Genomic DNA, 11,818 nt, shown 5'->3' on the forward strand with positions numbered 1-11,818 from the left:
CGACCCCCAAGAACGGCGTCCGATGCATCTCGTCGTCGTCAGCGCGCGGCACACCGCAGCCCAGGCCCGCACCACGGTCGACAGCGCCCTCGAGCTCGACCCCGGCGCCTCGGTCCACGTGCTCGACGTCGACGGCACCTACACCGCCGCGGGACCCGAGCGGGTGCTCACGCTGCCGTTCGGCGACCTCACGCTCTCCGAGGTCCATCGGCTGGCGGCCCGGTCCGAGCCGGACGAGACGCTCGAGGCGCTGCGCCCGCGGGCGGTCCGTGCCCTTGCGGCGAGCCTGCCGCCCGGCACCGTCCTGGTGTCCGCCCGGCCCGGCGTCCTGCTGCGGGCGATCCCGACCCCGCTGCTCGCCGCCGCCGGCGTGCACGGCATCGGCCTCGCGGCCCGGTGCCGCGCACCGCTACCGGCCGACGGCACCCACCCCGATCAGGTGGACCTGGCCGAGCGGGGCTCGTACAGCACGGCGATCGTGGCCGTGCGCGGCGACGCGACGGACGCCCTCGCCGACTGGGCGTCGGCCGCGACCACCGGCGTCCAGGCCCGCTGGGCGGACGCGGCGGCCGCGAGGCTGCCCGGAGCAGTCGCGACCGAGCTCGTCGTCCTCTCCGCGTGGTCAGTGGGTCCGCAGAGCCGGGTGACCGGCCCCGACCCGCTCCTCCTCGACGGCGAGGCCGTGCACGTCGTCGACCTCTCGTCGATCTCCCCGAGCGCGCCCTGGCTGCTCGACCCGTCGCTGCCACCGGCACCCAGGGCGCGGCTGAGCGACCACGCGGTGCTCGCAGCGCTGACCGGTGCGGTGGGCGCCCGCCAGGCCCGCCTCGAGGAGACCGGACCCGAGGCCGCCTGGAGCCTGCGGCACACCGCGGACGGGCTCCTGCTCGACGAGGCCCTGCGCCGGGCGCTCGACGCGCAGGACGCACCCGACCCGTTCGACCCCGCCCAGGCCCGTGCACTCCTCGACTGGTTGACGTCGCCGAGCTCGGCAGACGGCCTCGGCCGGTACCTGAGCTCCCTTCGGAGCGTCCGACCTGACCTCGTCGCCGCGTTCCCCGCAGTCCCGGGTGCCGACACTCCCGGCTACCTCGCGTGGGTGGCCGCGCACGCGGTCGCCGACGGGCAGCCGGAGCCGCTCGTGCGGTCGGCGCTCGACGCCGCACGCCCCTCGCTCGTGGCCCCTCCGTCCGGGCGACCGGTCCCCGGGGTCACGGTGCTGGGCTTCCTGCGCGGCGGCCTCGGGATCGGCGAGTCGGCCCGGCTCCTGACGGAGGGGCTCGAGGCGGCCGGGGTGCCGTACGCCACGGTGTCGGTCGACCGCCACATGGTGAGCGTCCTGCGCACACCCGGGGTCACCGGCGCTGCGGTCTCGACGCGCCGGTTCGACACGAGCGTGCTCTGCGTGAACGCGGACCTCACGCCCGCGGTGGCGGCCGAGTGCGCAGCCGTCCTCGACCGGACGTACCGCATCGGGATGTGGTACTGGGAGGTGGAGGACTTCCCGGTGTCGCAGCACGGGGGCTTCGCGTCGGTCGACGAGGTCTGGGTCGCGACCGACTTCGTCCGGGACGCGATCGCCCCTCGCTCCCCCGTGCCCGTGGTGACCGTCACACCCCCGCTGCCACAGCGTCGAGCCCTGCCGACGAGGAGCCGCGCCGACCTCCACCTGCCCGACGGGCCGCTCCTGCTGTTCTCGTTCGACCACCTGAGCACGCTGGAGCGGAAGAACCCGATCGGCGTGCTGGACGCGTTCTCGCGCGCCGTGCCCCCGGGCTCGGGCCCGACGCTCGTGCTCAAGTCGATCAACGCGGAGCAGCGGCCCGCCGATGCCGAGCGGCTGCGCCTCGCGGTGGCCGACCGACCTGACGTCCTGCTCCTCGAGGACTTCCTGAGCCCCGACGACAGGGACTCGCTCGTCGCGGCCTGCGACGTGTACGTCTCGCTGCACCGGTCCGAGGGCCTCGGCCTGACGATGGCCGAGGCGATGGCGTGGGGCAAGCCCGTGATCGCGACGGGGTACAGCGGGAACCTCCAGTTCATGTCCCACGAGAACAGCTACCTCGTCCCGTGGACCCCAGGAACGATCCCTGCCGACGCGGCACCGTACCCGGCCGGTGGACGGTGGGCCGAGCCCGACCTCGACGCGGCGGCAGCGCTCATCCGCCGGGTCCTCGACGACCCGGCGGAAGCCGTCGCACGGGGGCACCGCGCGGCGGCCGACATCGCACGCCTGCACTCGCCCCAGGCCGCGGGCGAGCGTGTGGCCGCACGCCTGGACGCCCTGCGCGCGCGCCGACGGGTCGCCGCCACGCTCCCCGCCGTGAGCTCGATCGCCCGCCGTGCCCGCCTGCGTCTGGGTCGCTGAGTCGGACCCGACGCCGGCGCCATCGGCTACGCTCTGCCCCGAATCACCCGCCGCCGGCGAGTCCACGACGCAGGGAGCCTCGACCACGTGAGCCGTGTCGTCATCGTCGGGAACGGCGGGCACGCGCGGGCCTGCCTCGACGCGTGGAACCCTGCGGCAGGGACCCCGGTCGGCTGCGTGGGCCCGGACCCGGCGGACGCCCTGGGCGTGCCCTACCTCGGCGACGACTCCGACCTGGAGCACCTCGTGCAGGACGGCACGTCGCACGCGTTCGTCGCCCTCGGCTCCAACCGCGTGCGACGCGAGCTGACCTCGAGGTGCCTGGACGCCGGTCTGGTCATGACGACCGTCATCGCCCCCAGCGCCCAGGTCGGGGCCACCGCCCGTGTCGGGGCGGGTACGATCGTGCTGCACAAAGCGGTCGTCGGCGCCAACGTCGTCCTCGGTGCCGGCTCGATCGTGAACACCGCCGCGAGCGTGGACCACGACTGCGTCGTGGGGGACTTCGTCCACATCGCTCCGGGCGTCCACCTGGCCGGCACGGTCCACGTCGGCGACGGTGCCATGATCGGGATCGGCGCGAGCGTCGTCCCGGGCGTCTCGATCGGTGCCGGCGCCGTCGTCGGCGCCGGGGCCGTCGTGCTGAAGGACGTTCCCGCCGGGAGCACAGTCGTCGGAGTACCTGCACAGGAGTTGAGGTCTTGATCCCTATCGCGAGCCCGGACCTGTCCGGCAACGAGTCGCAGAACGTCGCGCAGTGCCTGGAGTCCACGTGGATCTCCTCGGCAGGGCGGTTCATCTCGGAGTTCGAGGACGCGTTCGCCAAGGTCGCCGGAACGCGTCATGCCGTCGCGACGAACAACGGCACGACCGCGCTCCACCTCGCGCTGGTCGCCGCAGGGGTCGGACCGGGCGACGAGGTCATCGTGCCTGCCCTGACGTACATCGCCACGGCGAACGCCGTGCGCTACTGCGGCGCCACGCCTGTCTTCGCCGACGTCGTCGCCGACACGATGAACATCGACCCGGCCGACATCGAGCACCGGATCACCGAGCGGACGAAGGTCGTCGTGCCCGTGCACCTGTACGGGCACCCGGCGGACATGAGCCCGATCATGGAGGTCGCGCAGCGGCACGGCCTCACGGTGATCGAGGACGCGGCCGAGGCCCACGCGTCGAGGATCGACGGGCGTCCGGTCGGCTCGATCGGCCACCTCGGTGTGTTCAGCTTCTTCGGCAACAAGATCGTCACCACGGGTGAGGGCGGCGCCGTCACGACGGACGACGACGAGATGGCCGCTCGCCTGCGCCTGCTGCGCGGGCAGGGCATGGACCCGCAGCGCCGCTACTGGTTCCCGGTCGTCGGCTTCAACTACCGGATGACGAACGTCGCCGCAGCCATCGGTGTCGCCCAGATCGAACGCATCGACGCCCTGCTGGCGCGCCGCACGCAGATCGCCAGGCTGTACACGGACCTGCTCGCGGGCGCCGAAGGCATCGCACTGCCCGTGGAGCGACCGAACGCCCAGCGCGTGGACTGGCTGTACACGGTGCAGATCACCGGCTTCACGAGCGACCAGCGCAACCGGCTCATCGACCTCCTCGCCGAGGACGGGATCGAGACGCGCCCGGTGTTCTACCCCTTGCACCTCATGCCGCCGTACGAGTCGACCCCGGCGCTGCACTTCCCGGTGGCGGAGCAGGTCGGTGCGGAGGGGATCTCGCTGCCGACGCACACGCTGCTCAGCGACGAGGACGTCCGGACCGTCACGGACGCGCTCGTCGCGCGCGTGGCCCAGCTGCGCGCCTGACGTCCACCCCGCCCGACAGCCACGAGGTCGTGACAGCCATGCCTGAGAGCCCCTTCGTCTCGTACGCCCAGCACGGCGAGGACGTCATCCTGTGGCGTGCGTTCGGTGGACGCACGGACGGCACCTACGTCGACGTGGGCGCCTACGACCCGACCGCCGACTCCGTGACCCGCGCGCTCTACGAACGTGGGTGGCACGGGGTCAACATCGAGCCCGGGCCGGGCCGCATCGACTCCTTCGAGGACGCACGGCCCCGCGACGTGAACCTGGCGATCGCCATCGGTGACGAGGACGGCACCGCGACGCTGACGATCCCCGACCTGCCGGGGTGGTCGTCGCTCCTGCCCGAGGACCGCACGGGCGTGGACCCTGCCACGGCACGGCACGTGGAGGTGCCCGTGCGGCGGCTCGACACGTTGCTCCCCGAGCTCGGGCTCGAGCACGTCGACGTGCTGAAGATCGACGTGGAGGGCAACGAGCCGGCGGTCGTCCGCGGCCTCCTCGGGGGCCCGGTCCGGCCCACGGTCTGCGTGGTCGAGGGCGTGGCTCCGGGCGTAGGCCGCGTCGCGGGCGACGAGGCCGTCGCGCTGCTCGTCGAGGTGGGTTACCGGCACTGCCTCTTCGACGGGCTCAATCACTACCTGACCCTGGACGACACCCTCGCGGACGCCCTTGCGATCCCGGCGAGCCCGATCGACGCGTACGTCCCGATCGGCGTGCAGCTTCTCGTGGACGAACGTGCACAGCTGCACGCGCGGATCGAGGAGCTCGCCGCGCAGATCGAGGGGCGCGTCGCCGTGACCCCCGCCGAGTCCCCCGCTCGCGGGGAGGACGCGGAGGACCTTCCCGTCCCGGCCGCCGCGGACCCCGGCCGACCGCCGGCCCCCGCGGAGCTCGACGCGTCCGCCACGGCGCCCGTGCACCCGGCGGCGCGGAGCGAGGAGCGTACGGCGCGGAGGCGCAGCACGGTCGGCCGCATCCTCGGCGGCGGGCAGGAGGACGCCATCGCCCTGGCCGTCGGGCCGCAGCCTCACCTCCTCGACGCCGGCCCGCTCCCCGCCGACGCCGCGGTGGCACTCCTCTACCGCGAGATCCTCGGGCGGGAGGTGGACGAAGCGGGCCTGCAGGGCTGGACCGATCAGCTGGGCGCCGGTACCTCACTGGTCCAGGTCGCACGAGGACTGCTCGGCTCCGCGGAGTTCGCCGCCCGGCCGGCGGCCGTGCGCGCGACGACCCTCGCCGCGGTCGACGAGTGGCAGCTCACCGTGGCCCGCCAGGAGGTGGCTGCCCCGTACCGCGCGCGGCTCGGTGTGCTCGGTGGAGGCACCGTGCACGACGAGATCCTCGTCCGAGCGCTCTTCGCCGCGGGTCTGCACCGCGAGCCGACGACGCAGGAGCTGCACATCGAGGCGGACAAGCTCCGTTCCGGCATCGGGAGGGACACGCTCGTGGGCGCCTTCGGCGACCGGCCCGATGTCCGCGCCCGGCTCCTCGGCACGATCCCGACGAGCGTGCGGCAGCGGCTGCGTCGGCTCGTCGAGCACGGCGCCTCGGCTGCCGCGTTCCGGTCGCTCGTCGCCGAGGCCGAGTCAAGGCTCCTCGGCGCGCTCCTCACCGATGAGAGCTCTGTGCAGGAGCACGCACCGCTGACCGTGGCGGGCGCGGGCGGCGACGCGTAGTGCGGGTCGTCATCGCGTCGACCACGGTTCCTCACATCAACGGGGGTGGGCGGCTGATCGTCGAGTGGACCGCGGCGGCCATGCGCGAGCACGGCCACGAGGTGGAGGAGTTCTACCTGCCGTTCCCGACGTCGGTCCGCCCTGACCTGTCGGCCGTGGTCGGCCTGCGCGCCATGCCGTTCGCGGGGGCCGGCGACCGGCTCGTCGCGATCCGCTGGCCCGCCCACCTGATCCGTCACGAGAACAAGGCGACCTGGTTCATCCACCACTACCGCCAGCTGTTCGACCTGTGGGACACCCCGTACCGTGACGTCCCGGCCAACGCCGAGGGCATCGCGTACCGCGAGGCGCTGCGCCGCATCGACAACCTCGGCCTCGCCGAGTCGCAGTCGCTCTTCACGAACTCGCTCATCGTGCGCGACCGTGTCCGGCAGTACAACGGTCTGGAGGCCGAGCCACTCTTCCCCCCGTTGGGCGGCGACACGAGCAGGTTCCACCAGGGACCGGTGGGCGACTACGTCTTCTACCCGAGCCGCGTCACGCCGATCAAGCGGCAGCTCATCGCGGTCGAGGCCATGCGCTACACGACCTCCGGCGTGCGGCTGGTGATCGCCGGAAAGCCTGAGGTCGCGCCGTACGAGCACCAGCTCCGGGCCTACGTGCGCGAGCACGGCCTGGAGGACCGCGTGGAGCTGCGGATGGGGTGGCTCGACGAGGAGGACAAGATCTCCCTGCTCGCCGGCTGCCTGGCTCTCGCCTACCTGCCCGTGGACGAGGACTCCTACGGCTACCCGTCGCTCGAGGCGTCGCACAGCGCCAAGCCGATCGTGACGCTGACCGACGCGGGCGGCGCGCTGGAGTTCGTGCGGGACGGTGTGGAGGGTCTCGTCGCGGAGCCGGACCCGCGACGCCTCGCCGAGGCGTTCGACCGCCTGTACGAGGACCGTGAGGAGACCGGCCGCATGGGTGAGCGCAGCCACGCCCGTCGTGCCGAGCTGAACATCGCCTGGCCGCACGTCATCGACCGTCTCCTGGGGCTGGGCGCGTGAAGATCCTCGTCGCGAACAATGCGGCACCCTTCGTCCGTGGCGGTGCCGAGCTCCTGGCGGACCGGCTCGTCCTCGAGCTCCGGCGCGCCGGGCACGAGGCCGAGCTGCTGCGCCTCCCGCTCGGTGACGACCCCGAGCAGATCCGCGACGGCATCACGGCCGCCGCGCTGCTCGACGTCGTGAACGTCGACCGGGTCATCGGCCTGAAGTTCCCGGCGTACCTCATCCCGCACCACGACGTGGTGATCTGGCTCGTGCACCAGTTCCGGCAGGCCTACGACCCACCGCCCGTCGGGTGGCAGAGCGACCCGCGGACCGATCCCGTCGTGGCCGCTGTCCGCGCCTCTGACGCGCGCGCCTTCGAGCAGGCGAACCGCATCTACGCGATCTCCCCGATGATCGCCGAGCGGCTCAGGACGGCGAACGGCATCGAGGCCGAGGTGCTGCTGACCCCGCCGCACGCCGACGCGCCCTATCGTTGCGCCGAGTCCGAGGACTTCCTGGTGGCGCTCGGCCGGATCTCCGCCGGCAAGCGCCAGCACCTGGCGGTCGCCGCGATGGCGCATGCGGCTCCGGGGTACCGCCTGGTCGTGGCCGGCGCCCCGGACGACGACGCCGCGCTCGACGCCCTGCAGCGCGAGATCGACGCGCACGGTCTCGCCGACCGTGTCGAGCTCGTCCCACGGTTCATCAGCGACCAGGAGAAGCTGGACCTGCTCGCGCGCTCCATCGGCTCGGTCTACCTTCCCGTGGACGAGGACTCCTACGGCTACGTCTGCTACGAGGCTGCGATGTCGAGCAAGCCGTCGATCACGGCGACGGACTCCGGAGGCACGTTGACTCTCGTCGACCACGGACGCACCGGCCTGGTCGCCGACCCCCGCCCGGAGGAGCTGGCCCAGGCGTTCGACCGTCTCGCGAGCGACCGGGCGGCGGCACGCACCATGGGCGAGGGCGCCCGAGCGCTCGCGCTGGACCTGAACCTGTCGTGGCAGCACGTGATCGAGGAGCTCACGCGATGAAGGTCGCCATGGTCACGCCGATGTCCCCGGACTCGGCGATCGCGGACGTCATGCTCCAGACCGTGCTCCCGCTCGCGAGCCACTGGCAGCTGGACGTGTGGACGCCGACCGAGGGCGAGCTACGACCCTGTCCCGTCCCGGTGCACCGCTTCGAGGACACCCACCCCGAGGTGGTCGCGGCGCTCGAGCGGTACGACGTGGTGGTGCACGTGCTCGGGGACAGCCCCCTGCACACCCGCATCCTGCCCCTGGCGATCGCGGTCCCCGGCCTCGTCGTCCTGCACGACGCCTCGATCACGAACCTCGTGCGCCACACCGCGATCGACCGGGGCTTCCTCGCCGAGCTCGTCCGCGGTGTGCGGGCCGAGCACGGGCCCGGAGCCGCTGAGGTCCTCAGGACCGGAGCCCCCGAGGACCGCCCCGGAGGCTGGATGCAGTTCTGCGCCGACGTCCCGCTGGACGGCACGGTGCTCGAGCGGAGCCTCGGGGCGGTCGTGCACTCCGACTGGCATGCCCGCCGGGTCGACGGTCGCTCGCTCGGCGACGTGACCGTCGCACGGCTCCCCGTGCCGACCAACCGCACCCACACCCCCGCACGCGACGAGGCGTCCGCGCTGCTCGACACCCTGAAGGCCGACGACGTGCTCGTCGTGACCGTGGGATCCGTCAATGCCAACCGGCACATCGACGAGATGCTCGAGGCGACGGCCGGCGACGAGCTGCTGGCCCGCCGCGTGCGGCTGTGGGCGATCGGTGCCGCCGAGGACGACGAGGCCGCCCGTCTGCGCGCGACGGCCGACCGGCTCGGGCTCTCCGATCGCTTCGACATCACCGGCCGGGTCACCGACGGCGTCCTCGCCGCGCTGCTCGATCGTGCGCACGTCGGTTTCGCCCTGCGCGACCCCGTCCTCGAGGGCCAGTCGGCGTCGGTCCTGACCCAGATGGAGGCCGGTCTTCCCGTGGTCGTGTACGACCACGCGCACTACTCCGAGCTGCCGGCCGACGCGGTCGTGAAGGTGGACCCCGCGACGGGTGCGCGTGGCGTCGCCGCGGCCCTCCGTCGGCTGGTCGACGAACCCGACCTTCGGGCGCGGCTGGGCGCCCGGGCGCGCGCCCACGTGCTCGAGGAACGCACGCCCGAGGCCTACGCCGACGCGCTGCGTGAGGCCGCGTCGCTCGCCATGGCGGCCCGTCCGCTGCTGCACGTCACCTCGGACGTGGCCGCCCGGCTCGCCCGCCTGGACCTCGACACGGTACCGGCCGTCGTGGACTCCGTCATGGACGTGCTGTTCGAGCTCTACGACCTGGCGTGAGCCAGCGGCGCCCACGGTACGGGGCGCCGGATATCCTCTGACGCGGATCTCGTCGTGCCTGCGCCGGCGTCATCCCGACCGGGGCGGGCCCACCGCCCAGCCGACCGCGCCAGCGGCCGGCCCTGTGGCCGCCCGAGCGGCCCGCCGAGATGTGGAGACCATGGCAGAGGACCTGAACGACACCGCCCCGGCGTCCGGGACGGCGCGGGCCTCCGCCGCGTTCGACGCCATCACCCGGTGGTGCCGCCGGTTCGGCCTGCTGGTCGAGTCGGTCTCGGTGGTCGCACTGTCGTCGGTGTTCTTCGTGATCGGGTTCGGCCCGATCGGGAGGCTGCGGTTCCCGCTGGCCGGTGGCGACCTCATCCCTGCGTACGTCGTCGGGCGGATGTGGGCGGACGGCTCGCCGTTCGGTGACGCGAGCGTCGGTTTCCCGTTCGGCATGGACCTGCGCTACTTCCCCACCGCCGACCTGACGCAGAACGTCCTCGTGGGCGTCTTCGGCGCCGCCACGAAGGACGCCTTCCTCGCCACGAACCTGCTCTTCGCGGTGTCCTTCCCCCTCACCGCCCTCGCCATGCTCTGGGTCGTCCGCCTGTGCGGGCTGCGCGGCCCTGTCGCGGTGTTCGCGGCAGTGGGCCTGACGCTCATCCCCTACCACTGGCTGCGGATCGGGCACATCTTCCTCGGCACGATGTACTCAGCCGTTCTCGCCGTCGCTCTCGCGCTCCTTGTCGGGACGGGCGAGGTCCGCCGTCGGCTCCGGTCGCCCCACCGTGGGTGGCACGCCCTCGCCCTGCTCGGCGCCGCATTCGTCGTGGGTGCCAGCGGGGTCTACTACGCATGCTTCGGCATCATGCTGATCGCCGTCGCGGCCGTCTACGACACCTTCCGGAGCGGCCGCGCCCGGTCGCTGCTGGTCGGTCTGTTGCCTGCGCTCCTCGTCGTCGCCTCGCTCGGGCTCGCGCTCTTCCCGGCCTGGTGGTTCGTCCGGGAGCACCCGGCGCTGGCCGGCGTCGCCGAGCGCTTCCCGTTCGAGTCGGTCAGCTACTCCGGCGCGCTCGCGTTCGTCATCCTCCCGGCACCGCTCTCGCAGGTGCCCGGGATGGACGCCGTCAACGAGTTCGTCCGGTCCGCCTACGTCCAGGCCGGTGCGACCACCCAGTCGGGTGTCATCTGGTACGCCGACGCGGGCTCGTTGTTCACCGTCGCCGCGATCCTCGTCGCGCTCGGAGGGGCGCTGCACGCCGTGCGTCGACGCGCCGCGGGCCGACCGGCCACCCCACCCGCCGAGACAGCGACCGGAACGGCCGCCATCCCCGTCGCCCTCGGGCTCGTCGGGACGTTGCTCACGGTCGTCGTGCTCTTCTTCGTCCCCTGGGGCCTCAACTTCCTCTTCGCGATGACCGTCAGCCCTCAGCTGCGCGCGTGGGACCGGCTGGTCCCCGTGATCTTCACACTGGTCGTCGCCGCTGCCTCGGTCGCGTGGCGCCGGTGGCGGATCGCCCGTGGCCGGTTCGCGCCGTGGGTCGTGCTCGTGGTCGGGCTGGGGTTCCTGCTGATGGACTCCGTCCTGCCCTACCGGTCGCAGTTCTACGCCTGGACAGACGCCGGCGCGGGCGCCCTGGCCACGGGCAAGGCCTACACGGATCAGCTCGAGGCGGCGATCCCCGGCGAGTGCGCCGTGCTCCAGCTCCCCTACGTCGCCTACCCCGAGGCGCCCCCCGTCGAGAACCTCTCGGCCTACGAGCACCTGTGGCTCCCCCTGGCCGACCCGCAGAAGGAGTGGTCGTTCGGCGCGATGAAGGGCACCGTCGACAGTGCCTGGCTCGAGCAGCTCGGCAACGACCTCGACGCGCAGGCCGTGCAGGAGCTTGCTGCGGGTGGGTTCTGCGCCGTCCACGTCGACCGCCGCGGCTACACGGAGGACGACTACGCGAGCCTCATGGCCAACCTGCGAGGGCTCCTCGGCGCTCCGGTCGCCACCGGGCACGACGGGGACTGGTCCGCCTTCCGGCTGCCGTCCGCAGGAGACACGCCCGAGGACGTCGCCATCGAGCTGGACGCCCTGTCCGACACCTCCCAGCTGTTCTGGGCCCCGGCGCGGATCCGACCGACGGGTGTGCCGTCGGCGATCCCTGAGAGCGACGCCTTCTCCACATGGTGGACGCTCCCGGGCGAGGCGTCCTTCGACGTCACCGCCATCGACCCCGCGGCCGACTTCACCGGCGTCTCCATGGAGGTCGTCGCGTCGACCTGCTCAGCGCGCACGGTCACCGTGACGCTGGACGACGGCACGAACGAGTCCTCGACGACCGTCCAGCTGGCCGCCGGTCAGAGCGAGCCGGTCGCCCTCGAGCTCCCGAGCCCGACCACACGGGCGACCCTGGCGGTCGAGTTCACGGGTGAGGCATGCGTACCCGATGGCGCCGAGCTCGCCAGCAGCGTGACGGTCCGCGACCCGCTCGCCACCTGGTGAGCCGGAACCCACGACCCGCAGCGGCTCGCCGCTGACGGAGCGGCCTCTCCCGAGCGCATCGCTCAGGAGAGGCCACGACCACAGACGCGTGGCCGAGGAA

8 protein-coding genes are annotated in these 11,818 nt (G+C 73.0%); all 8 read left to right on the forward strand.

Translation table 11 applies throughout. The features are described 5' to 3' along the window. The first annotated feature begins 22 nt into the window (after positions 1-22). Positions 23-2,368, forward strand: coding sequence for a glycosyltransferase (locus BKA22_RS01485; protein ID WP_146951123.1), 2,346 nt, complete (start codon positions 23-25; stop codon positions 2,366-2,368). Between the two features lie 87 nt (positions 2,369-2,455). Beyond that, entirely contained in the window at positions 2,456-3,073 is a 618-nt protein-coding gene (locus BKA22_RS01490) for a NeuD/PglB/VioB family sugar acetyltransferase (RefSeq protein WP_179561590.1), read from the forward strand. Beyond that, the gene (locus BKA22_RS01495) at positions 3,070-4,179 is read left to right on the forward strand and encodes a DegT/DnrJ/EryC1/StrS family aminotransferase (RefSeq protein ID WP_146951125.1); all 1,110 of its coding nucleotides are present in this window, start codon (positions 3,070-3,072) and stop codon (positions 4,177-4,179) included. Before BKA22_RS01490 ends, BKA22_RS01495 begins: the two co-directional genes overlap by 4 nt. A 38-nt stretch (positions 4,180-4,217) precedes the next feature. Continuing rightward, the gene (locus BKA22_RS01500) at positions 4,218-5,858 is read left to right on the forward strand and encodes an FkbM family methyltransferase (RefSeq protein ID WP_146951126.1); all 1,641 of its coding nucleotides are present in this window, start codon (positions 4,218-4,220) and stop codon (positions 5,856-5,858) included. Next, positions 5,858-6,907 carry a glycosyltransferase family 4 protein gene (locus BKA22_RS01505; protein WP_146951127.1) on the forward strand — a complete coding sequence of 350 codons (1,050 nt, stop codon included), beginning with the start codon at positions 5,858-5,860 and terminating at the stop codon, positions 6,905-6,907. Before BKA22_RS01500 ends, BKA22_RS01505 begins: the two co-directional genes overlap by 1 nt. Then, entirely contained in the window at positions 6,904-7,929 is a 1,026-nt protein-coding gene (locus BKA22_RS20235; protein ID WP_146951128.1) for a glycosyltransferase family 4 protein, read from the forward strand. The genes BKA22_RS01505 and BKA22_RS20235 overlap by 4 nt, the downstream gene beginning before the upstream one ends. Next, the gene (locus BKA22_RS01515; protein WP_146951129.1) at positions 7,926-9,242 is read left to right on the forward strand and encodes a glycosyltransferase; all 1,317 of its coding nucleotides are present in this window, start codon (positions 7,926-7,928) and stop codon (positions 9,240-9,242) included. The genes BKA22_RS20235 and BKA22_RS01515 overlap by 4 nt, the downstream gene beginning before the upstream one ends. Positions 9,243-9,402: 160 nt before the next feature. Continuing rightward, positions 9,403-11,718 (forward strand): hypothetical protein, encoded by a 2,316-nt coding sequence (locus BKA22_RS01520; protein WP_146951130.1) that lies wholly within the window; start codon positions 9,403-9,405, stop codon positions 11,716-11,718. The last annotated feature ends 100 nt before the right edge of the window (positions 11,719-11,818 follow it).

Origin of the sequence: Cellulomonas soli (assembly GCF_013409305.1) — a bacterium.
Taxonomy (GTDB): domain Bacteria; phylum Actinomycetota; class Actinomycetes; order Actinomycetales; family Cellulomonadaceae; genus Cellulomonas; species Cellulomonas soli.